At 41.9% G+C, this 21503-nt stretch carries 25 protein-coding genes; 20 read left to right on the top strand and 5 right to left on the bottom strand.

Features of this window, described 5'->3' with window-relative positions:
- The first annotated feature begins 13 nt into the window (after positions 1–13).
- From KI743_RS10320 to KI743_RS10280, 9 genes are all read left to right on the top strand, one after another.
- The gene (locus KI743_RS10320) at positions 14–901 is read left to right on the top strand and encodes an alpha/beta hydrolase (RefSeq protein ID WP_285466289.1); all 888 of its coding nucleotides are present in this window, start codon (positions 14–16) and stop codon (positions 899–901) included.
- A 118-nt stretch (positions 902–1019) separates the two neighbouring features.
- On the top strand, positions 1020–1352 hold the full coding sequence (locus KI743_RS10315; RefSeq protein WP_285466288.1) for a hypothetical protein: 333 nt from the start codon (positions 1020–1022) through the stop codon (positions 1350–1352).
- Between the two features lie 187 nt (positions 1353–1539).
- Entirely contained in the window at positions 1540–2046 is a 507-nt protein-coding gene (locus KI743_RS10310; RefSeq protein ID WP_285466287.1) for a GNAT family N-acetyltransferase, read from the top strand.
- Positions 2047–2107: 61 nt separating this feature from the next.
- Complete coding sequence (locus tag KI743_RS10305) at positions 2108–3277, top strand: MerR family transcriptional regulator (protein WP_285466286.1); 1170 nt, start codon at positions 2108–2110, stop codon at positions 3275–3277.
- 241 nt (positions 3278–3518) lie between these two features.
- Entirely contained in the window at positions 3519–4076 is a 558-nt protein-coding gene (ahpC, locus tag KI743_RS10300) for an alkyl hydroperoxide reductase subunit C (protein WP_032553653.1), read from the top strand.
- A gap of 453 nt (positions 4077–4529) precedes the next feature.
- The gene (locus tag KI743_RS10295) at positions 4530–5204 is read left to right on the top strand and encodes a hypothetical protein (protein WP_285466285.1); all 675 of its coding nucleotides are present in this window, start codon (positions 4530–4532) and stop codon (positions 5202–5204) included.
- Between the two features lie 99 nt (positions 5205–5303).
- Complete coding sequence (locus KI743_RS10290) at positions 5304–5696, top strand: hypothetical protein (protein ID WP_285466284.1); 393 nt, start codon at positions 5304–5306, stop codon at positions 5694–5696.
- 109 nt (positions 5697–5805) lie between these two features.
- Positions 5806–6327 carry a hypothetical protein gene (locus KI743_RS10285; RefSeq protein WP_285466283.1) on the top strand — a complete coding sequence of 174 codons (522 nt, stop codon included), beginning with the start codon at positions 5806–5808 and terminating at the stop codon, positions 6325–6327.
- A gap of 17 nt (positions 6328–6344) precedes the next feature.
- The gene (locus KI743_RS10280) at positions 6345–6830 is read left to right on the top strand and encodes a hypothetical protein (RefSeq protein ID WP_285466281.1); all 486 of its coding nucleotides are present in this window, start codon (positions 6345–6347) and stop codon (positions 6828–6830) included.
- A 198-nt stretch (positions 6831–7028) separates the two neighbouring features.
- On the opposite strand, the gene KI743_RS10275 is transcribed toward KI743_RS10280, so the two are convergent.
- Positions 7029–7505 (bottom strand): peroxiredoxin, encoded by a 477-nt coding sequence (locus tag KI743_RS10275; protein ID WP_285466280.1) that lies wholly within the window; start codon positions 7503–7505, stop codon positions 7029–7031.
- 247 nt (positions 7506–7752) lie between these two features.
- On the opposite strand from KI743_RS10275, the gene KI743_RS10270 reads away from it, so the two are divergent.
- Positions 7753–8037, top strand: coding sequence for a MazG nucleotide pyrophosphohydrolase domain-containing protein (locus tag KI743_RS10270; protein WP_150873184.1), 285 nt, complete (start codon positions 7753–7755; stop codon positions 8035–8037).
- A 257-nt stretch (positions 8038–8294) separates the two neighbouring features.
- Positions 8295–9347: a hypothetical protein gene (locus KI743_RS10265; RefSeq protein WP_285466279.1), complete on the top strand. Its 1053-nt coding sequence runs from the start codon at positions 8295–8297 to the stop codon at positions 9345–9347.
- A gap of 77 nt (positions 9348–9424) precedes the next feature.
- Here the strand turns inward: KI743_RS10265 and KI743_RS10260 are convergent, their stop codons facing one another.
- The gene (locus KI743_RS10260) at positions 9425–9895 is read right to left on the bottom strand and encodes a Dps family protein (protein WP_285466278.1); all 471 of its coding nucleotides are present in this window, start codon (positions 9893–9895) and stop codon (positions 9425–9427) included.
- A gap of 152 nt (positions 9896–10047) precedes the next feature.
- A complete protein-coding gene (locus KI743_RS10255; protein ID WP_285466417.1) occupies positions 10048–10899 on the bottom strand; it encodes a LysR family transcriptional regulator in 852 nt (283 codons plus the stop codon).
- 138 nt (positions 10900–11037) lie between these two features.
- Here KI743_RS10255 and KI743_RS10250 point away from each other — a divergent pair, with 138 nt between their 5' ends.
- Together KI743_RS10250 and KI743_RS10245 are read left to right on the top strand one after the other, a co-directional pair.
- Positions 11038–11499: a DMT family transporter gene (locus KI743_RS10250; RefSeq protein ID WP_285466277.1), complete on the top strand. Its 462-nt coding sequence runs from the start codon at positions 11038–11040 to the stop codon at positions 11497–11499.
- Positions 11496–11924: a DMT family transporter gene (locus KI743_RS10245; RefSeq protein WP_285466276.1), complete on the top strand. Its 429-nt coding sequence runs from the start codon at positions 11496–11498 to the stop codon at positions 11922–11924. The genes KI743_RS10250 and KI743_RS10245 overlap by 4 nt, the downstream gene beginning before the upstream one ends.
- Positions 11925–12036: 112 nt before the next feature.
- Here the strand turns inward: KI743_RS10245 and KI743_RS10240 are convergent, their stop codons facing one another.
- Entirely contained in the window at positions 12037–13281 is a 1245-nt protein-coding gene (locus KI743_RS10240) for an iron-containing alcohol dehydrogenase (RefSeq protein ID WP_285466275.1), read from the bottom strand.
- Positions 13282–13638: 357 nt separating this feature from the next.
- Here KI743_RS10240 and KI743_RS10235 point away from each other — a divergent pair, with 357 nt between their 5' ends.
- The 6 genes from KI743_RS10235 (at position 13639) to KI743_RS10210 (ending at position 19889) form a co-directional block, all read left to right on the top strand.
- Entirely contained in the window at positions 13639–15054 is a 1416-nt protein-coding gene (locus KI743_RS10235) for a coniferyl aldehyde dehydrogenase (protein WP_285466274.1), read from the top strand.
- 36 nt (positions 15055–15090) lie between these two features.
- Entirely contained in the window at positions 15091–15534 is a 444-nt protein-coding gene (locus tag KI743_RS10230; RefSeq protein ID WP_132762298.1) for a hypothetical protein, read from the top strand.
- Between the two features lie 271 nt (positions 15535–15805).
- The gene (locus KI743_RS10225) at positions 15806–16210 is read left to right on the top strand and encodes a DUF4345 domain-containing protein (RefSeq protein WP_285466272.1); all 405 of its coding nucleotides are present in this window, start codon (positions 15806–15808) and stop codon (positions 16208–16210) included.
- Positions 16210–17982: a sulfatase-like hydrolase/transferase gene (locus KI743_RS10220; protein WP_285466271.1), complete on the top strand. Its 1773-nt coding sequence runs from the start codon at positions 16210–16212 to the stop codon at positions 17980–17982. The genes KI743_RS10225 and KI743_RS10220 overlap by 1 nt, the downstream gene beginning before the upstream one ends.
- A 177-nt stretch (positions 17983–18159) precedes the next feature.
- Positions 18160–19398: an anaerobic sulfatase maturase gene (locus KI743_RS10215; RefSeq protein WP_285401267.1), complete on the top strand. Its 1239-nt coding sequence runs from the start codon at positions 18160–18162 to the stop codon at positions 19396–19398.
- Positions 19395–19889, top strand: a complete 495-nt coding sequence (locus tag KI743_RS10210; protein ID WP_285466270.1) for a hypothetical protein — start codon at positions 19395–19397, stop codon at positions 19887–19889. The genes KI743_RS10215 and KI743_RS10210 overlap by 4 nt, the downstream gene beginning before the upstream one ends.
- Positions 19890–19984: 95 nt before the next feature.
- Here the strand turns inward: KI743_RS10210 and KI743_RS10205 are convergent, their stop codons facing one another.
- A complete protein-coding gene (locus KI743_RS10205) occupies positions 19985–20554 on the bottom strand; it encodes a TetR/AcrR family transcriptional regulator (protein WP_285466268.1) in 570 nt (189 codons plus the stop codon).
- A 174-nt stretch (positions 20555–20728) separates the two neighbouring features.
- Between KI743_RS10205 and KI743_RS10200 the strand changes: the two genes are divergently transcribed.
- Complete coding sequence (locus tag KI743_RS10200) at positions 20729–21394, top strand: NAD(P)H-binding protein (RefSeq protein ID WP_285466266.1); 666 nt, start codon at positions 20729–20731, stop codon at positions 21392–21394.
- Positions 21395–21503: the final 109 nt, after the last annotated feature.

Raw genomic sequence — 21503 nt, 5'->3', positions numbered from 1 at the left:
GAAGAACGACACCATGAATACGAAGATAAAATCTGCGATGGCTTCTCTACTACTAATGCCGCTTGTCAGCATGGCAGGGGAGTTTAATGTAGAGAAAGACATTTTGTTCAAAACCATCGGTGAACGAGAGATTAAGCTTGATCTCTATACACCATCGGCTGAAGCAACGACTCAATACCCGTTGTTGGTTTGGGTGCATGGGGGGGCGTGGAAACGTGGAAGTAAAGATGCAATTCCAGAGAAAAACCCTCTACTGCTTGAATCTGTATTGAACCAAGGATATGCGTTAGCGTCCGTTGATTACCGCTTGAGTGGGGAAGCGAATTTCCCTCAGCCAATTCAAGACATCAACGATGCGCTGAACTATCTACACGACAATGCGGAGAAGTTAGGTATTAACGCTGACAATCTTGTGATGATGGGGCGTTCTGCTGGCGGGCATCTAGCGGGCTTTATTGGTGCGACTAACTCGGCATACAACCAGGTCGATTTCTATGAGCCACCAAAGTACAAGGTCTCTGCCGTGGTGAGCTTTTTTGGTCCTACTGATTTACTTGAATTGGGCAATAAAGGGGGCAAGAAAACCAGCAAGAAATCGTCAGTGTCTCGTTTCTTAGGGGATGTTCCAAGCAACATTCCAGAACTTGCCAAGCAAGCATCAACGACAAGTTATGTGAATAAAAATACCCCACCATACATTCAGTTACATGGAACCCTGGACAAACGAGTACCGCTACCTCAAAGTGAAATACTTAAAGCGAAGCTTGATGAGCACGGAGTCATCAACCAACTTTACATTGAAGAGGGTGTCGGACACAGTGCACCAGTCTTTGATACTGAGAAATACGTTTCTCACGTTTTGGACTTTTTGAATAAGCACTTTCCGAGCCAACAGATCTGACCAATATTCTATCTAAAAGTGTAGACAGCTTTATACGAAGCCAATTGTGATTACAGTTGGCTTTTTCATATCTATCGGTTGGAGTTCTGATAATCCAGAATTAGGCGTTGGATCTGGAATGCAGTTCTTGATATATGAGTGCTTAAAACGAGGTTGGGAGAATAGTGAAAATACTTGGTGGACGTATGGCAATCACTTGAGTCGATTCCTGACGTTTTGTGAGCAGAACAACTTAGAGTGGAGAGATATATCTGAAAGTAGTGAAGATGACATGCTAGTCAGCGCCTATCGTGGTCTTTGTGTTGGTGAATTTGGTCAGCTCCTTTATATCAACCAAGATAAGAATGTCGTTATAGCGACGTTCTCTACTGCCGACAGTGCTTTTGATGCAGCAAGGGAGACTTCCAAGATTCGACTGGATGCTTTTGAGTCTCTGGCAAACTCTCTTTAATTATCCAACTAAACAAGGCGTTCAGAAGAGCGCCTTATTTCTATCTGATGGATATTCGTATCGGTAGATAAAAAAGTTGCGATTCGATGTTGACCTGTCTATGGCTTTACACTTTATAGTTCGATTATTGAAAACGCTGACACGTTAAATCGTTGTCGGCGAATACTCATTGATCGGATAAACAGATATGAACATTAGACATGAAACAGAGCCAGATTTAAATTACATAGAGTCAATCACTTACCAAGCATTTGAAAATCACCCTCATCATGAACCAGGCGCAAAACCGACTGAACATTTGATTGTACACAGACTGCGAGAAGCAAACGCGTTAACGCTTTCTCTTGTTTACGAGGAAGAAGAACAACTCATCGGACACATTGCCTTTTCTCCAGTGCTAATTGGTGGGAACGAAAGCCGATGGTTAGGTTTAGGCCCAGTATCCGTAGCTCCTTCTCATCAAGGTAAAGGTATTGGAGGTGCTTTGATTCGCGAGGCACTTTCACAAGTTCAAAACTTAGGTTTTGAGGGCGTTGTGTTGCTCGGTGAACCCCAATATTACGGTCGATTCGGCTTCAAAATACAGCCTGAATTAACGTTATCAGGTGTGCCAGCCGAGTACTTCTTAGCATTGTCATTCAACGGGGAGTTCCCTGAGGGCGAAGTGAGTTATCACTCAGCGTTCTTTGGTTGACTTGTCTATAACTTCATAGTTTAAAGTAGTGAACTTAAGCTAAAAAGAATGAGCGTAAACCATGTATCAAATATCTGAGTTGGCAAAGAAAGTAGGGCTATCGCGAACTGCACTGCTTTATTACGAGAAGCAAAACCTTATCTCTGGTCGCCGATTAGAGAACGGGTATCGCGTATACAACGACAAAGATGTGCAGCGTGTGCGCTTGATTCAGCAGTTACAAGCGGGTGGTTTGACGCTGCAGGAGTGCAAGATTTGCCTTGAGGCTAAGGTAGACAGGCAATTACTTCAGAATCGACTCAAAGCGTTAGATGAAGAGATAGAGCAAAAACAAAAGTCACGAGCCCTATTAGCGGCGATGCTCGGAGAAGGTGACTTAAAGGCATGGCATGAAGGGCTAGATAAGCTGGCTCCAGATGCTCATCTTGATTGGTTAATGAAGCAAGGCTTTAGTGAGAAAGAAGCGTTGCGATTGAAATGGTTATCAAAAGATATGAACGAACATGATCTCTATATGGCTGACTTTATGCGTGTATTTGAAACGCTAGAGCGATGGGGACCAGGCAGCGAAGAAGAAACTAAGAAAGCACTGTCTCGAGTACCGACTAAGCCGACTACGATCTTAGAGATTGGTTGTGGTAAAGGGTTGGCCACCCAAGTATTGGCAGAACAGACTGAAGCGACGATTACCGCGATTGATAATGAACAGTCAGCACTAGACAGATTAACCGAACGATTTGAGAAACTCGGCTTGTCTCAGCGTCTCGAGACGGAGTGTTCGAGTATGACTGAGCTACCGTTTGATAAACGAAGCTTTGATTTAATGTGGGCCGAAGGCAGCGCTTATATCATGGGTGTAGAGAAAGCCCTCTCTGCGTGGAAAGATCTGCTAAGTGACAATGGTTACCTCATGATCAGCGACATGGTTTGGCGCACGGATTCGCCGAGCAAAGAATCTATCGACTTTTGGAACCAAGAGTACCCGGATATCCAATTGGTACAAATGCGCATTGAGCAGATGAACAAGGCGGGTTATCAGGTCGTCGATCATTTTCCAATGAGTGAGGAAGCTTGGTTGAACTATTACGGCCCATTAGGTGAAAGAGTCGCTGAGCTTGAGAGCGAAATGGCGGGATCGGCAGCGTTTAAGGATATTAAGCATGAAGTTAACTTATGTACGCAACGTTCTCATGAGTTTGGCTATCACATGTTTGTACTGGCGAAACGTTGATGTGTTCGCTTTGATAGACAAGCACTTTCTCTGTTAAACGTAATCATAATGATAAGCGGACCTTTTGGGTCCGTTTTTCGTTGGTACTCACAGCACTGTTTTTGTTCAGGTTTCTTTTGATAGGTTTTACCTACTGAATTGATAGAAAAGTCCAAATTTACCCTCCTAAAGATTCGATGCAATATAACCCCAACAGCGCAAGAAAGCGGGAACACAACGGAATTATTGAGAGAGTCAAATCATGATCAACACAGAAATCAAACCATTCAACGCAACGGCGTTCAAAAACGGCGAGTTCGTAGAAATCACAGAGCAAGACGTGAAAGGTAAGTGGGCAGTATTCTTCTTCTACCCAGCAGATTTTACTTTTGTATGTCCTACTGAACTTGTAGACCTACAAGAGAAATACGCAGAGCTTCAATCTCGTGGCGTGGAAGTTTACTCAGTATCAACTGACACACACTTCTCTCACAAAGCATGGCACGACACTTCTGACAAAATCGGTACTATCGAGTACTTCATGGTAGGCGACCAGACTGGCACTATCACAAATAACTTCAACGTAATGCGTGAAGGTCAAGGCCTTGCAGACCGCGCTACGTTCCTAATCGACCCAGAAGGTGTTATCCAAGCAATGGAAATCACTGCTGAAGGCATCGGTCGTGACGCTGAAGACCTACTACGCAAAGTAAAAGCGGCTCAGTACGTTGCAAACAACCCAGGTGAAGTTTGCCCAGCTAAATGGAAAGAAGGCGAAGAGACACTAGCGCCATCTCTAGACCTAGTAGGTAAGATCTAAGCATCTGCTAACCCGTTCTACAGGCGCACCTTAGCCTGCCTCCTAAAGGGCTAAGGTGCGCCAACCTAAATCCTAACGCTTCATCATGATACCGAGATATGTTCGCTTGGTTTTACGAAAGTAAGTCATATGGTGTGGCGTAAGTTCTCCCTCTGTCCAACACGTTCTTGTTAGAAACTTGTCGCAAATTCGACACCACTCCTATGGATTTAGGAGTGGCTTTTTTGTGTCTGAAAACGTCCAATGAGTGGTTTTTAACTAACAACGAAAAGTTCCATCGCAATTATAAGTGCTTGAAGGCCTAAATTTGCATTTCGAACATTGAAACACCATGTATTCGATTAATTATGGTATGTCGCTCCATAATTAAGCGGTTGCTCGTGAATTTCGAGTTAGGCTAATTAATAGATTTTTGGTATTCTACTTGAAATTTACCTTAAGCCTATGAATGTCATGGTTAAAACCTTAGCGGAATGTTCGAACTTCTTTAGGTCCAATTTCGATGCCATCTTTAAAATTTTTGGACTTTATGTGATTGTGACATCAATTGTTAGTCCACTCATTGAATTACTCGACCTTTCTTCCCAGAACGCTGGGGTAAACCTTCTTTACCTTGTAGTTCTCTATTTTATCAATACCTACTTAATGGTACGTTTTATTAAGTTTATGGCGTCTTCTGTTTCTAGTTATTCTAAAGAACAAAAGGTTTCTTTTAATGAGTGGCGTAGATTGTTGGTCATTTATCTTCTTTACACCATTGGTGTTGCACTTGGATCGATCGCTTTGATTTTGCCAGGTTTGTACATCGCTGCTAAATATGCTTTCGCTGACTTTGAAGCCATTTTAAATGATAAGCCTGTATTCTCTGCTTTCAGTGAAAGTTGGCGAGACACAGATGGTATCGCTGGTAGGCTTATGGCTTTTTCTATTCTGATTGGTGGGGCTCAACTATTGATAGGTTTCTTTTTTACGTTTATCGGAGAAGCTTCTACATCACTATATTTAGCTAGTGAAATCGCCGATGGTCTGATATCCACTAGTCTAATGATATTTATGTCTATTATTTATTTTAGGTTGTATACAGAAGATCGCTCGATAAGTGGTGAGCCAATAGAAGGTGAGGTATAGATTCAATTCAAGTTTTATCGTATTGGTGTCTAATGTATTCAGGGCTCTAGATCAATTGAGCATTGTAGATATAATTAATAAACTAAATTGAGGAAAGCAATGTATTACCTTCCAAAATTATTAGCTGCTAAGTTTTTTTACTTTAATCGATTCTCAATACCGACTCTTTGGGTATTGTCATTTGTTTTAGCGATCTTATTTACACTTGGTGCATTGATGGTTGCCTCGTTAAATAAAATTCTCTTTGCTCCAGTATTCAGTGTTTATCTAGTGTTTGTACTAGGTTTTGCGTCGGCGAAGTTTTTTTCACGAAAGAAAATCATCTTAACTGGTCCTATAGCCGTTAGAGTTGCGGCATCAAACATTGGTAACTCAATGTCTAAAATTGGAGCAACCTTATCTGAAATACTCTTTCTTATGTTCTTCTATTTTTTATTGGCTAGTTTTGTATTTCTTGCGACTTCACCGCTACTGTTTTGGTTAGACTCATAGAATTTGTATTAGTTTATAATAACTATACGTTATACGTACAGTTTTAGGAGGAATTATTAAAAAACTAATACTGCTATCTGGGGTGTTCTTTTCCTCCTTCGTGAGTGGCATGCAGGTCAATTCATTATATTGCTCAGAAACTGTAATTGATGCATACAAGCTAAAACCTGGTCAAATGGTGAGGGTTCAGCAAGGTGAGTTTAGAATAAATGTTTATATGCGAAATGAAGTAGAAATTTCTGCGGCTGGGAACCATGTTAGCAGCAAGTTTGACGAACTATATCCTTCTTGGTGGCCTACAGTAAAATATCCGATTCATTATATGTCTCGAGCTGAGCGTTCATTAGCTCCGGAGTATTTCGTCTTTTGGGATGCTAGTCCCGTCAATGGTGCGGTAGTAATTTTGATTACTCCCACTTGGTATGATGACTCGGAAGACCTAAGTTATCTTGGAGAGCACTGGCAAAATGGTTTCATCGACTATGAGAATCAAATATTTTATGACACCACAGGACGGCCGATTAAGTGGGGCCAAAAGTCAAAATACAAGGAACTTTCCGAGTTGCCTCTATTGATACCGAAGCATGAATATGACGAGCGTACAGGAACGATAAAAATCATTTGTGAGTAAAAGATAAAGGAACGAAAGTGAAGTATTTCATACTAGGAATAATGTGTATTTTGTCTCAATCGGTTCTAGCTTTGGATGTCTTTAATATTCAAAGTGGCGATTTATGTGAGGACATAGAGGGAAAGCGATGGGTGTGTCATAACAATGTGGATACTTATGTTACTGGGCAGTCTAGATGTATGTTTAACAAACAGATAGAACCTTGCACATGGTATGGGTTTGAATTTGATTATAGATCTTATGATAAAACAGTACCGCTTCGATGTTCTTTGACATTTACCTATCCAATACAATTTGGTAACCCCAATAATCTTGAAGGCAAGTCGGATACGAAGAAGTTTGAGCTTTTCCTAGAAGAAAATGAAGGCCGTTTTTTTAACCCTCAATACATGTTGCTACCTCGATATGGAAAAGCCCTTGTTGTAGAACACGCTATTAAATGCACATATAAAGATGCACCTGTTTTTGAGTCTTTTAGGCGGTTTCATCTACCTAAAACATGAGATTAGGTGAATTGGTTAGGAAGTCGATGGGTTTCAATATATCAGTTAGGTTATATTTATAACGATGAGTGTGACTTTATTTTTTAATGGGTACTTAGGCTCAATAAGCTATGCTATGACCTACCAAACTTAAATAAAGAGATTCTGCATAAATTACAGTTCTGAGTATTTCCCTCAGAACTGCAAAGATCGTAATCATTACTTCAAAGCAGCTAAAATTGTCTCGGCTTTGCTTGCTTCAAATTGTTTTGGTTCTTCAACATTGAGTTGAGTGACTACGCCATTTTCCACGATCATTGCGTATCTTTGAGAACGCACACCGCCAAAGGTCGCAGTATCCATTTCCAATCCCAGAGCTTTAGTAAAACTTGCATCTCCATCGCCAAGCATCAAAATTTCTTCTGCATTGTGCGCCTTACCCCATGCGTTCATCACAAATGCGTCGTTAACAGACACGCATGCAATCGCGTCAACGCCAGTGGCTTTGATTTGGTCTGCTAAAACGACATAGCCGGGTAGGTGGGCTTCAGAACACGTTGGTGTAAATGCGCCTGGTACTGCAAAAAGTACGACTTTCTTGTTTGTAAAGAGCTCTTCAGTTGAGTGATTCTGCATTCCTTCATCGGTCAGTTCGCTAAGAGTTGCACTCGGTAGTGTTTGGCCTTGCTGGATCATGTTTGCTTTCCTTGTTGTGTTTGTAATAAACAGTGTAGCGAGCAATAGCCAATTGAACCACCGACAGAAAGTAAGGGATTGAGACTATTACTAAAAGTGAGTCATAGACTACAGGCATTACTCGCGATATCTTGGTGATTACATAGAAGTTGTTCTTGCGAGTTAATCACCGTTAAAGCACGTTGATCACCGTTATCGCCAATGTGACTCTTCGAACATAAACTGTAGATAAGCGTAAAAGGAAGTTATGAAATTATCTGAATTACAAAACCACATCAAAGCGTTTGATCATGCCCCTGAGTTGTCGGATCACTATTTCTTAAAGTTGATAGAAGAAGTTGGGGAAGTGTCGGAAGCCATTCGTAAAGGGCAAAGTGGTCAACCAGCATTAGAAGAGTTAAAGGGCTCGATTGCTGAAGAGTTGTATGATGTTCTCTACTACGTCTGTGCTTTGGCAAACATCTACGACGTGGACTTAGAGAAAACTCACGAACTTAAAGAAGTTCTAAACAAGGCTAAGTACAACCGCTAATGCTCTTTAGCGTATCCGTTTAATCGGAGCTCAACGTCTATGTTTTTTTATCGAACTTGCATTGGATGGTCACATAATCACGTGCAAAGCAGCTTCTACTAATTTTTTACCAAACTATGAACCAGTATCTCTAAGTTATGACAATGCAGAGGTAGATCGTTTCGTCTTACGCTTTATGCTTGTGGCACAAAAAAGCGTATTCATAGACGCCACTACCCTTGTACTATGGCGCTAAATGATTGAATTAGAGACTATTGATGAAGAAAATAATTCTGGCTGCACTGATATGTTGTGCTTCCAATGCTCACGCTGAATGGGTCAAGCCTAGCGAGAGATATGCGAATGAATACAAGAAGCATGAAAGTGCAGTTTGTCCTATCGAAAAGAGCGATATTCGCCATTTTGTCTATTTTGCGAGAGACAGGGCCGGCATCCAAAATCACCCATTACTGAAATCTAATAGTTTTGCTGGCGCCCAGATCATGTATCCGTGGGCGGAGTTAGAGCCTGTAGAGGGCGAATATGACTTTTCTCAAATCGAAGCAGATCTTGAATACCTAGAAGCGCACGGAAAAAAGCTATTTATCCAGCTTCAGGATGCGACGTTTACAACTACCTTTAAAGGTGTCCCTGAATACCTTCTGACGGAAAAGTACGATGGTGGCGTTGTTAAACAGATCACGGATGATGGCGTGCATGAAGGCTGGGTGGCAAAAAGGTGGAACAAAGACGTCAATCAACGTTTTGCGAAACTGATTGCTGCATTGGGTAAGGCGTTCGACGGCCGTATTGAAGGCATAAACCTTCAAGAATCTGCCATCGGCGTGACAAGCGAGATATCTCCGGGCTTCACTAATGAGGCTTATGTAGCAGCGATAAAGTCGAATATGGATGCTTTGAGTTCAGGTTTCGAGCATTCCGCTAAAATTCAGTACGCGAACTTTATGCCTGGCGAATGGTTGCCGTGGGAAGATGAAGGCTATCTCAAGTCGATTTACGAATATGGAGAGAGCATTGGTGTTGGCCTCGGTGCACCAGACCTTATGCCAAAACGTAAAGGACAGCTAAACCATGCGCTTGCGATGATGCATGAGAGTGACTACTCGGTACCCATGAGTATTGCAGTTCAAGATGGCAACTACATTGGTAAAACTAATAGTATGGATGTAGAAAGCGGGCGTGAAAACCTAGTACCAAGCTTAGTCTCATTTGCTACGAAGTTTTTAAAAGTCGACTACATGTTCTGGGTAAACCAAGAGCCGTACTTCGAGCAAGATGTCTTATCTTGTTTTGATGGTGCGAGAAAATAGACCAAACTTATTAAATAACAAAAGAGCTTAAAGCATTCGCTTTAAGCTCTTTTTCAATTTAGAAGTAATCAGCTAGATTATTGAAGATAAGCATTTAGCATCCACATTAGCTTTTCTTGCTCACGGATGTAGTCACCCATAAGTGCAGCTGTACCTTCGTCAGATGCGTCGCCTGCCTGTTCAAGAATGTCGCGCTGTTTGACTAATAGCTCGCTGAAACCATTTACCAGCCCTGTAACACAGTCTTTACCTTGAGTGGCATTTTGGTGCTCGTTGATTGCACTGACTTCAAGGTAACGGCTAAACGCGTGATCGGGTGTATGGCCAAGCGTAAGGATACGTTCTGCGATTTCATCAATCTTGGTTTGAAGGTCAGTGTAGATCTCTTCAAATTTCACGTGTAGTTCAAAGAAAGATTCGCCTTTAATGTTCCAGTGGTACCCACGCGCGTTCATGTACAGAACTTGGTAGTGAGCAAGCAGTGAATTTAGCTCATGGGCAAGTTGTTGTGATTGTTGATTATCTAGTCCAATAAAATTCTTAGTCATTTTGTGTACCTTGTTCTTGTTAGGTTATTTTGTTTTGTTGGGTACAGTTTATGTCGTACAGATAGCTAAGAAAAATGGACTTTTTCTATGTTTTTGATAGGTAAAAACTATCGTAAGTTTGGGTGATGAAAGCTTGTTGTTCGCAGTGACTTTTAATATACCGAGCTCAGCTTGTTCTCTAAAAAGTCGAGAAATACTCTGACTTTCTCTGGTACATGACGACGTTCTGGGTAGACAGCATAAATATTGTGATCGGGTAGGTTGTACTCTTGAAGCACTTCTATCAATCGCCCAGAATCTAGATGGTCTCGTACGATGAAGGTGGGCATTTGGCATATTCCTAGCCCTTGCAACAGCATCTCGCAAATCGCATCGCTGTTGTTGACCACAAAGTTACCTTTTGGCTCTACTTTCAATTTCTCGTTATCACGATAAAAAGTCCACTCAACACCGGCTTGGAATAGGCTGTAGTAGATACAATTATGATCTTTTAAATCAGAGGGTATTTTCGGAGTCCCAGATTTAGCCAGATATTCCGGTGAGGCGCACACTACGCTGTGGCATTTAGCCAGCCTTTTGGCAATCAGTGATGAGTCTTTGAGCTCACCGATTCGGATGCCAACATCGTAACCGCCTTCAATCATCTCTACGACTTTGTCATCCATGCTCAGTACTACTTTGATATCCGGGTACTGGTCAAGAAACTCTTTTAATAACGGGACTAAGTGCAATCTAGAAAACGTCATAGGTGCATTGATTTTCAATGTGCCTTTGGGTTTCCCTTGATGGAGGGTGGTTGCATTGATCCCTTGTTGAGCAATGAAGAGGGCATTACGTGCGTAGTCAGAAAATTGTTCCCCAGCTTCCGTCAGGGTAAGTTTGCGAGTACTGCGATGGAATAAGCGCGTACCAAGGTTATCCTCTAAACTGGAAATCCGCTTGCTGACCGCGGATTTGGTCATGTTTAAACGATCCGCAGCAGCTGAAAAAGATCCTGACTCAATGACGGCAACAAAAATAGGAATGGCTGAAAATACATCTCTCACTGTTGAATTCTACTCAACTTAGTTGTTATTAACTGCTTATTATACTCACTAATCGATCTAATTATAATCTGCTCTAACTTTAGGTGAGGGATGATTATGTTAGAAAAATTAGGCTGGAGCTCTATGGCCGTATTCAGCGGCGTTTTGTTGGCTCTGATGATCAATGTGAATAGTGAGTTGGCCGCAACGACGTCTGCATTTTTTGCTTCTTGGATTGCTCATGGCGTTGGTAGCGTCTTGGCTCTTCTTTTGTATTTGATATTCAAGAGCCGTGGCAGATCGCACGAAAAAGTAGAAGTGAAGAAGCGATATTGGTTTGGTGGAATACCGGGTGCTTTTACCGTGGTGTTAGCATCGATAACAGTGCAGAGTGATATTGGCCTGACTGGAACCTTAGCTCTAGCATTAATAGGGCAATTTGCGTCGTCACTTTTAATCGAACACTTTGGACTTTTCAATCAACCTAGTGTGAGGCTGTCGCTTGCCAATTTAGTTCCTACATTGTTCGTAACAACAGGCGCATTGTTGATTATCTTCGCAAAGGCGGGTAGCCAATGATTTTTGTTTTCTTGGGCGTATTGAACGGCTTCTGTATTACATTGAGCCGAGTGTTCAATGGGCAGCTTTCCACGAAATATGGGGCGTTTTATGCGTCGTTGGTTAATCATGCGGTTGGTTTTCTGTTCTTATCGGCCCTTTTCACTATGGTCTCTGTATCTTTTTGGGTACCACTGCAAATGATGTCAGGTCAGCCTTGGTTGTATCTAGGTGGTGTGATTGGTGCGCTATATGTTGCCGTTAATAGTTTTGTTATGACTAAGCTCGGTTCAACAAACTCTATTGTGCTGGTGGTATGTGGGCAGATGTTGTTTGGTCTAGCAATAGACATGTACAGCGCAGGGTCGGAAAACCTAAGCCTACAAGTACTAGGAGCTGGCTTAGTGATTGTCGGTGTGGTGTCGAAAGTCAAGTATCAAACCTAGCCTGTATTGATCAGGGGTATACGAATTTAGATGATCAAAAGCTGAAAAAATCATCGCCCGAGCGGAGTCGACTCGGGCGTATTTTATTACCTACTTAAGTGTTTTTTATGTTTTATGCAGCCATTGGCTTGTGTACGTAGTCTCTGCGCTCAAGTAAGAAGCTTTCTAGGTGAGCGTATGAGTCAAAATTGCGGTGTGAAGGGTAGGCCATGTTACCTTCTTTAATGATGTTACGTGCTATTTGAGAAACGTGTTTTTCTTCAAGCATGTTAAATTGCGAATTAATGTCTAACGTTTGGTTTAACTCAAATACAGCGTCAACGACAGCCTGTGCTTTCTCAGATTCTGTCACGCCTTCTAAACCTAGAGCATCTGCAATAATTGCGAGGCGGTGTGTCGCTTTTGGTAATGCAAATTGAAGAACGTGTGGTAAGGCAATCGCGCAACCTAAACCATGCGGAACTTTGTAAAACGCTCCTAACTGGTGAGAGATACCATGAGCCCAACCGAGTAACGTTTTAGAGAATGCTTTACCTGCGTCAAAGGATGCTAATGCCATTTCACTTCTTGCTTCATCATCTTCAGTGCCGTTTTTGTATGCGCGAGGCAAAAACTCGAAAATACGCTGAATACTCTTTAAGTTCATTTCATCCGTTTGTTTTGTCGCATAGGTACTCATGAATGACTCCATCGCGTGTGTAAGCGCGTCCATTCCTGTTGCTGCTGTAATGTGAGGAGGTAATGCCATTGTCAGTCTTGAGTCGAAAACCGCTAAATCAGGTACAATTCCGTAACTTACTAGTGCATTCTTTTGGTTGGTTTTTTCGTCTGTCACGACCGTTACTGTTGTTGCTTCAGAGCCTGTGCCTGCCGTCGTAGGAATGGCAACGAAGTAAGCGCCTTTGCGACGTAACTGAAGCATACTCATTAAACCGTGAGTGATCTTACGAGGATCTAAATTGTGTTTAGCACAACCGTTGATCATCTTAGTGCCATCGATTGAACTACCACCACCAATTGCGATAGCACAGTCATAGTTGTGATCGTGGCATGCGGCGATACCTTTTTCGACGATGGCATACGAAGGGTCAGGCTGAATCTCTTTAAAAACTTTGTAATCAATGTCTCTTTTCTCGAGCGCATCAATAAGCAATTGGAATGATGGAAGGGTGCAAAAAAAGCTGTCTGTAAAAATTACAGGACGTTGAATCCCTTTGCTCTTCAAATGTTCCGCAAGTGCATCAAGTGATTTGTCACCATTTAAAACATTTGGTACTGGAACAGGCATGCGAGGGAAAGCGGTGCTTGCAAGTGCATGGTATGTGTTTACAAAAAATCGTTCAGTTTTATATAGCATCGGAGTTACCTACTGTAAGTTAAAATTTGGTGTAAAGTTTCTATTCCCTTGAGCAAGTTCCATCATCCTCTTTACTGTATGCATTTACCTTACACCTAAACAAACCGGTCGGTCTAGGCTTTTTGTGAGTTTTTTTAATAAACTTCTTTATGTCGGTTATCAGTAATTGATAAATCACCTGTCAAAACTGGGAGTCTAGAACGCTAATTTATTGAAAATAAAACGTTTAATTTATCCATCGCTAATAAATGAGCATTATGTCTAACATTCCTCGGACAAATTTATTCGCAAAAGCACTAGACCGACCGGTTTGTTTTGTATTATTGTGTAATCAACCCAACGAGAAAGGTATAGAAAATGAACAGCATTACTTCACTTAATGAAATGAAGCATCACTATAAGAATATGAAAGACGCGTACAATTCGGATCCAATGCCGAGCTTAGACGCCCGTGTCACAAAGCTTAATTTGCTAAGAGAGGCACTGATTGATTTTAGCGACCGAATTTGTGATGCGATGAACCAAGACTATGGTCAACGTAGTATACAAGATACATTGATTGCCGATGTGCTGTCGTGTGTCGCGAATATCGATTACAGCATCGAGCATATCAGTGAGTGGATGGCGCCATCAGTGCGTAGTGCGGGAGCATTGCTTTCCCTGTCACAAGTTGAAGTGGTGTATCAACCGAAAGGTGTCGTTGGTATTGTAACTCCATGGAACTTCCCTGTTATGTTGTCAGTTGGCCCACTTATTTCTGCAATCACTGCGGGTAACCGCGCAATGATAAAAATGAGTGAGTTCACACCAAATACGAATCAGGTATTGAGCGAAATGCTGTCTACTCTCTTTAGTCATGACGAAGTCGTGGTTGTAGAAGGAGAGGCTGGTTTATCTGCAGAATTTACAGCGCTTCCTTTTGATCACTTGTTATTCACCGGATCAACAGCTGTAGGGCGCCTAGTCATGAGAGCGGCTTCAGAAAACCTTACGCCTTTAACTCTTGAGCTTGGTGGTAAGTCACCAGTGATCGTAGCTGATGATGTTTCTATGGAGTTAGCGGTAGAACGAATTATTTACGGTAAAAGCCTTAACAATGGCCAAGTTTGTGTTGCTCCTGATTATGTAATGGTTCCGGAAGGCAAGAAAGAAGCATTCATTTCAGAATATAAGCGTCAATATCAAGCACTATTCCCTAAAGGTATTCACTCAGAAAATCTTACTTCAGTGGCGAACTCCCGTCAGTATGATCGCGTTATTTCGCTGCTTAATACTGAAATTGGAAAAGGCACACGGGTAGAGCCTTGCCACGTAGATAGCATCGATGAAAACGAGCACCGACTGGTGACTCATCTAGTGGTTGAACCGTCACTTGAATCTAACATTATGGATGAAGAAATCTTCGGTCCGTTACTTCCAATTATTGGGTATAAACAAATCGATGAAGCGATTGCGCTGATCAATAGTAAGCCGCGACCGTTAGCGCTGTACCTAATGACATTCGATGAAGCACTACAAAAGCGAATTAAACAGACTATCCACTCTGGCGGTATGTGTATTAATGATTGTGTATTCCACTTAGCGGTCGATGATGCGCCATTTGGTGGTATCGGTGAGTCTGGTAAGGGTAATTACCATGGTAAAGAAGGCTTTATTACCTTCTCACATGCTAAGACTGTCATGACAAGTGGTCATGAGCATCAAATTAAACATTTGTTCTCAGCGGAAGATAACGAATTCAAGTCAGCAGTATTAGCCATGCTTGGGAAGTAATCGCTAACCGTTAATCCAATAGTGAGAGAAAGACAAATGTTAGAACGCTTTTTTGAAAAAACAATCCGTGGTTACTTATTGATTACAGGCCTCTTGACTGCAAGTGCGTTTGCGACGTTTCTCGCACCCGAGTGGAGTATGGTCAACCTATTTTCTTACGACCAGCAAATGATGGTGAACAAGGAGTATTTGCAAGCCACTTATCAACACTGGGGTGTCATGGTTGGCTGTATTGGCGTTTTGCTCATGGTCTCGGCTTACATCAAGCCTTTGCGAACTTCTACCATGATTTACAGTGGTTTTGAAAAAGCAATGTTCGTTGGTTTATTTCTCTATAACGTACACGTTAATGATTACGAGTGGTTTTTAGGTTGGAGTGGCGTGTTTGCTTTAGATGGCTTTGTTACTGTCTATTCGCTTCTCTACGTTTACTACTACTTAACCCGTGATAAGAGCAAGACACCGGCGCACTTACGCTAATTCAAGTTCATTTGCTTACAACTTTCTAAATTAACGCGACTGCACATTCTTTATGTGACTCATGTACTAGCAAATCGTAATCATTGCCTAGACCGACTGGTCAGTTTAGGTGTGTCGGTCGCTACTGATGCCAGAGGTAACCAAGATGGAAATACCTAACGTCAGATTTGATCTAAATACTGTCCATTTTTAGATTTAGGGAAGAGCTTGTCAATGGACTGACATTTACCAAATGAATCATAAGCTATTGACTAAATGAAGGTTTATTAACATGAAAAAAGAAAATATTTTCCTACTCGTCGCATCTCTTGGGATCTTCCCTGTAGCCTTAACTTACGGGCTGTTTCAAGAGTTGTTCTTTGGTATCGATGTCAACAGCATCGAAATGACCAACATTTTCCGAGCTACCATGGGTCTTTATGTGGCAATGGGAACGTTTTGGTTAGCTGCAGCATTTAATAACAAGTACACGTTATCAGCTCTGCATAGCTTGATTGTGTTTATGAGTGGTTTAGCTGCCGCAAGAGTGGTGAGCATGCTTGTAGATGGCACACCAAATATTGTTTTGGTTGGATACACGGTTATCGAAGCTGTTATTGCGTTCTCTGGTTATGTGGTTCTTAAAGGTTCAACAAACGCGAATTTTCAACAGCAAAATAAAGTTGGAGCTTACTAATGAAGACTAAAATTGTAATTTCCTTGGGTCTAATTACCCCGTTCATCGCCTTTCCATCATTAGGCGCAGCGTCAACAGAAGCTACAACAGAGGTAAACCAACCTAACATTTTGCTTATTGTTGGTGATGATATCGGAATGGGCGATCTTCAACCATTTGGGTCTGAGATTAACACTCCAACTCTGAACTCTCTTGCGGAAGAAGGAATTCGCTTCAATAATTTTCACGCGTCTCCGGTTTCGTCGGTAACACGAGGTCAACTCTTTACTGGAGCCAATAGCATTGAAGTGGGTTTAGGGTCGTTCGACTACTCAATCTACCCACCGTCAAAAGGTAAAAAAGGTTATGAGGGTTATCTGACGCGTGATGCCGTAACAATTACTGAACTACTAAGAGACAATGGATACAACACCTATCATGCCGGTAAATGGCACTTGGGGTCTGGTGATGGTCATGGTCATCCACCACAGGATTGGGGCTTCGACCAAACTTATGGCGTCTATTCAGGTGGCTCAGCACATTGGGATGATACCGATATGTACCCATCGGTAAAAGTCGCCGAAAAAGCACTGGCTGAAGGAAAACAGCCGCCTGTGACGAAACAAAAGTTCTATGAGAACGGTCAGCAAGTCGAGCGTGTAAAAGGGATCTATTCTGATGATCTTTATACAGGGAAAATGATTGAATACATCGAAGAGGGCAAGGACTCTGGTAAACCTTTCTTTGGTTATCTCGCACTTACAACGGCGCATTTCCCACTTCAAGCACCTGCGGCATTGATTGATAAGTACACAGAGATGTATGAAAGCTTGGGATATGAAGGCCTTAAAAAACAACGTTACGAACAGATGATCGAAGCTGGCGTTTATCAGAAAAATACGCCTTATCCAGCAGACAACCCAATCACCAAAAAATGGGATGATTTAACGGATGCTGAGAAGAAAACTCAAGCACGATTAATGGCAACATACGCAGCGATGATTGAAGCTCAAGACTTTTATATCGGGCGAGTATTGGATTACCTAAGAGAAACTGGTGAGCTGGACAACACATTGGTTATCTATATGCCAGATAATGGACCAGAAGGATCAGACGCTATGGGTCCACTGGCCAACAGCTTATGGAAGAACTGGACAGAAGACCATTTTGATATGTCTGATGAAGCAATCGGTACATCACGTTCGAGCCGACAGCTAGGCAGTGAATGGGCAAACGCTACGACAGGTCCACTGCAATGGTGGAAGTGGTTTGTTTCCGAAGGTGGTGTGAGAGTTCCGCTTATAGTGAGTCCACCTGAAGGTACAGGGTTCGATCAGCAAGGTGCAATGTCTAACACAACATTAAGCGTGAAAGACCTACCGATGACCATACTTGACTATGCAGGTGTCGCGCATCCTGGTTCTGAATATAAAGAGCGTCAAGTCGCGTTGCCTTCGGGTAAATCTATGGTGCCTTTCTTGTCTGGTCAAGCAGATACGGTACGTTCTGAAGATGATTGGTTTGCATTTGAGTTGTTTGGGAACGGCTTTGTTATTCAAGGTGACTATAAGTTAATGAAGCTCCGCACTGGTATGTACGGTGATGGTAAGTGGCACTTATATAACATTAAAGAAGACCCGGCTGAAGCTGTGCCAGTCGAAGATAAATATCCTGAGATTTATCAAGATATGATGGCGACTTACGAGCAATACAGGAAAGACCATAATATTGTTGATGTTGCTGAAGATTGGAACCCGTGGTTAGGCGCGGCAGGTCATACCATGTCGCATTAATAATACAGACATAACGACATTAAGTTGGCTTATAGCCCCTGAGTTTTCTTAGGGGCTTTTTCATTTTAATTAAAATGTAGACCGGTCGGTTTGTTTTGTGTATAGTGCCATCAATACCTCGAAATAAACAACGGGATTTAGATAGAGAAGGAAACTCTTCAATAATTGGGAGCAACTATGAAAACTATCTCAGCGCCACAGTTTAATGGTAAGGCACACAGCAAAATTCAAGCTTTAGCAAAGCCCATTGGTGCGGTGTGCAATATTGATTGTACCTACTGTTATTACTTAGGTAAGCAAGGTTTATTGGACTATTCATCGCGCTCTTCCGTATCCATGGATGAAGTCGCACTCGAAAATTACATTAAGCAGTATATTGAAGCTCAAAATACTGAGGAGATCATTTTCTCATGGCATGGCGGTGAACCTACATTGTTAGGCGTTGAGTATTTTGAATTGGTTGTTCAGTTACAAGCAAAGTATTGCCCGGAAGTTTCTACCATCACAAATGATATTCAGACGAATGGCACGCTCTTGAACGAACAGTGGTGCGAATTCTTTAAGAAACATGACTTTGTAGTTGGCGTTAGCATTGATGGCCCTGAAGATATCCATAATTATTATCGTAAAAATCGAGCAGGCAGAGGTACGTTTGAAAAAACGATGCGTGGAATTAAGCTTCTTCAGAAGCATAAAGTTCAGTTCGCAACACTAACTTGTGTTAACGATGTCAGTAGCCGAAAACCGCTTGAAGTTTATCGGTTTTTGCGTGATGAGGTGCAGCCGTCTCAAATTCAGTTCATTCCCGTTGTAGATAAACTATCTGCGTCAACAAATAGCCAGTGGCACAGCTATGGTGACCTGGCAATCATTCCAGTTAATGGGTTGGTAGAGCCTTGGAGTGTTTCAGCCAAAGGGTGGGGGCATTTTCTAACAACGATTTTTGATGAATGGATTAAGCACGATTTTGGCCAAGTGTTCATTCCTTATTTCGACAATTTCTTCGGCGTTTGGATGGGCCATGAAAGCAGCATGTGCACATTAAGCGAGATTTGCGGAAAAGGGTTAGCCGTTGAACCAAATGGTGATGTCTATTCTTGTGACCATTATGTGTTCGATGAGTTTTTACTCGGAAACATTGAGAAGAATCCTTTGGGCGCTCTAGCTCTCTCGTTTAAACAGCAACAATTCGGTTTTGCAAAAAGCAAGTCGTTGCCAACACAGTGCCGAGAGTGTGATTACCGCTTTGCGTGTCACGGAGAATGTCCGAAAAATCGTATATTAACGACCGCCACTGGTGAAGTGGGTCTTAATTACTTGTGTTCAGGTTGGATGGACTTTTTTACTCATATCGACCCCATTATTACCGGAATATTGAAGCGTAACGGTAAGCCATTGCGTGGAGATAAAGCATGACGTTAGCATTTGAAACCTATTTGGCCGTCGGTTTGTCGATGGCTCTCTTAAGCCTTTGGAAGACCTATTCAGGGCCAGCTATTGCAGCCTTTCTATCATATTCTTACCCGGAAATGCTGGTGTTTAACCTTATCCCAGCGATGCTCGCTGCGTATGCTGGCTGGCAAATTGCTCCAGTGTATTCACGTCTGTTCAAGAAACGAAAAGAAGTGGTGTTTAACCCTAAGCTAAGAAAATTTATGAGAAAGTGGAATCAATACGGCCAATTGTCGATGGCGATTTTGGCACCAGTATTGGTTGGAATTCCTAGCTATACTTTTGTTTCAAAAAGATTAAATCAAAGTGGGGTGAAAACTTTCAGTCTGCTTGTTCTATCTATCTTAGGTTGGAGCAGTTTAGCTTATAGCGGTTTTGCTTTTCTAGATCTTAGCCAATACGTTGAGCTTGAAACCATCATTCCTGCCTCTGTTCTTGAGGTTGTTAGACAGTAATCGGTTTTTTGATACCAAATAGAAAAACAAAAAGCTCATCGAATGATGAGCTTTTTATCAGGCATTTTTACAAAATGTGAGAAGAAGTAGACTCATTAGTGCGTCAGTTTGATTGTCTCTTTCATTGCGTTATCCAGCAGTGAACGATCTTTCTGCATAGCGGCCAATAGAGTGCTTCCTAGCCACAAGCCATACAGTGTTCTTGCCGTATCATAGCCATCAACCATATTGAAACTTCCGTTCTCAACACCTTCTTTAAAAAAGTGTCCCATGCGGCCAATGATCTTCTCTGCACCTTCATTAAGCACTTTTTGCATTTGGTTTGAAGTACCAGACACTTCACCAGATAATTTAACGACCAAGCATTTTATTTGAAAATCTGAAGTCAGTTTCTCTGAACACCAATAGTCAAAGTATGCTTTAACTCGATCTTGATAAGAAAGAGAGGTATCCATCAAGAAACTATCGAGGGTTTCTAGGTGATCTTCGAAGTAATTCGTCAATAGCACAGACCCAAAGTCTTCTTTCGATTTGAAGTGATGGTAAAACGACCCCTTCGTTGCTTCAGCGCTATTAATAATCTTCATCAAACCAAGGCCTGCAAAACCCTGTTCACTTATAAGCTCAAAGCCTACGTCCAAAAGTTTTTGTTTTAAGTCTTTCATAAGTCAGCTCGGAATCTAAATGATTAGAAGCATTATACGCTCACTAAACCGACCGTCCAGTCTAATTCTGACAAACTTAACACAACGCTGACTAGACCGGTCGGTATGTTTGTTCTAGTATATACACGGTCGAGGCAACGTTAGTGTTAAACATAAACAGACGGTGGATTAAATATGAACAGAACAATCATCATTGCTGGAGCAAGTGGCTTAGTTGGCCGAGAAACTTTGAGCGCTTTATTAGACAGTGAGAACTTCGGCACCGTCTATACGCTGTCTCGACGTGAGGTTAACAGAGAACATCATAAGTTAAAGCAGATAATCGACAGTCGCTTAAATGTACCAACAAGCGCTCTTGATTCTATCTCCCCGGAAGTCGGGGTTATCGCTTTAGGAACCACGATTAAAAAGGCAGGAACAAAAGAAAAATTGCGTTCTATTGATGTGGATCTTGTTGTTTCTACAGCGCAAAGCATGAAGAACATGGGTGTAAAACACCTCATCGTTGTGTCCTGCTTGGGGGCTGATAATAACGCACGCTCACACTACCTTCGTTGTAAAGGGCAAATGGAAACCAAAGTTGAACTTCTTAATTTTGCGAAAACGACTTTCTTACACCCAGGACCACTAGCTGGCAATCGTCAGGAGAGCAGGCCTGATGAAAAATTACTTCAAGGTGCCCTTAAAGTGTTTAGGCCGTTTATGTTGGGGAGTTTGAAAAAATATCTACCTATTCAAGCTACAAGTATCGCGAAAAGCATTGTTGTGCATTCGACATTCCCGACCCCGAGTAAGGTAGAGCGATTAGATTCTATAGACATGATGAACCTAGCGTATTAGTACCACTTTCCGTGAATCGATTGATATTTCCCATATTTAACCTGAATTTAGGAAGCGAAACTAATGAGATACAAGGTGACATTTTTATTGATGGTTTTGATGTTGGCAA

This window comes from Vibrio sp. D420a, from assembly GCF_030248625.1.
Classification (GTDB): Bacteria; Pseudomonadota; Gammaproteobacteria; order Enterobacterales; family Vibrionaceae; genus Vibrio; species Vibrio fortis_A.
The sequence above is the reverse complement of the archived record's forward strand: the minus strand, read 5'-3'. Positions and strand labels throughout refer to the sequence as shown.

Bases quoted from the DNA above. Each gene is read 5' to 3' on its own strand.
- KI743_RS10215 (WP_285401267.1), top strand. From the start codon at position 18,160: ATGAAAACTATCTCAGCGCCACAGTTTAATGGTAAGGCACACAGCAAA.
- KI743_RS10275 (WP_285466280.1), bottom strand. From the start codon at position 7,505: ATGATCCAGCAAGGCCAAACACTACCGAGTGCAACTCTTAGCGAACTG.
- KI743_RS10245 (WP_285466276.1), top strand. From the start codon at position 11,496: ATGATTTTTGTTTTCTTGGGCGTATTGAACGGCTTCTGTATTACATTG.
- KI743_RS10250 (WP_285466277.1), top strand. From the start codon at position 11,038: ATGTTAGAAAAATTAGGCTGGAGCTCTATGGCCGTATTCAGCGGCGTT.
- KI743_RS10320 (WP_285466289.1), top strand. From the start codon at position 14: ATGAATACGAAGATAAAATCTGCGATGGCTTCTCTACTACTAATGCCG.
- ahpC (WP_032553653.1), top strand. From the start codon at position 3,519: ATGATCAACACAGAAATCAAACCATTCAACGCAACGGCGTTCAAAAAC.
- KI743_RS10305 (WP_285466286.1), top strand. From the start codon at position 2,108: ATGTATCAAATATCTGAGTTGGCAAAGAAAGTAGGGCTATCGCGAACT.
- KI743_RS10240 (WP_285466275.1), bottom strand. From the start codon at position 13,281: ATGCTATATAAAACTGAACGATTTTTTGTAAACACATACCATGCACTT.
- KI743_RS10310 (WP_285466287.1), top strand. From the start codon at position 1,540: ATGAACATTAGACATGAAACAGAGCCAGATTTAAATTACATAGAGTCA.
- KI743_RS10200 (WP_285466266.1), top strand. From the start codon at position 20,729: ATGAACAGAACAATCATCATTGCTGGAGCAAGTGGCTTAGTTGGCCGA.
- KI743_RS10295 (WP_285466285.1), top strand. From the start codon at position 4,530: ATGGTTAAAACCTTAGCGGAATGTTCGAACTTCTTTAGGTCCAATTTC.
- KI743_RS10315 (WP_285466288.1), top strand. From the start codon at position 1,020: ATGCAGTTCTTGATATATGAGTGCTTAAAACGAGGTTGGGAGAATAGT.
- KI743_RS10205 (WP_285466268.1), bottom strand. From the start codon at position 20,554: ATGAAAGACTTAAAACAAAAACTTTTGGACGTAGGCTTTGAGCTTATA.
- KI743_RS10235 (WP_285466274.1), top strand. From the start codon at position 13,639: ATGAACAGCATTACTTCACTTAATGAAATGAAGCATCACTATAAGAAT.
- KI743_RS10230 (WP_132762298.1), top strand. From the start codon at position 15,091: ATGTTAGAACGCTTTTTTGAAAAAACAATCCGTGGTTACTTATTGATT.
- KI743_RS10260 (WP_285466278.1), bottom strand. From the start codon at position 9,895: ATGACTAAGAATTTTATTGGACTAGATAATCAACAATCACAACAACTT.
- KI743_RS10290 (WP_285466284.1), top strand. From the start codon at position 5,304: ATGTATTACCTTCCAAAATTATTAGCTGCTAAGTTTTTTTACTTTAAT.
- KI743_RS10285 (WP_285466283.1), top strand. From the start codon at position 5,806: ATGCAGGTCAATTCATTATATTGCTCAGAAACTGTAATTGATGCATAC.
- KI743_RS10270 (WP_150873184.1), top strand. From the start codon at position 7,753: ATGAAATTATCTGAATTACAAAACCACATCAAAGCGTTTGATCATGCC.
- KI743_RS10265 (WP_285466279.1), top strand. From the start codon at position 8,295: ATGAAGAAAATAATTCTGGCTGCACTGATATGTTGTGCTTCCAATGCT.
- KI743_RS10210 (WP_285466270.1), top strand. From the start codon at position 19,395: ATGACGTTAGCATTTGAAACCTATTTGGCCGTCGGTTTGTCGATGGCT.
- KI743_RS10220 (WP_285466271.1), top strand. From the start codon at position 16,210: ATGAAGACTAAAATTGTAATTTCCTTGGGTCTAATTACCCCGTTCATC.
- KI743_RS10225 (WP_285466272.1), top strand. From the start codon at position 15,806: ATGAAAAAAGAAAATATTTTCCTACTCGTCGCATCTCTTGGGATCTTC.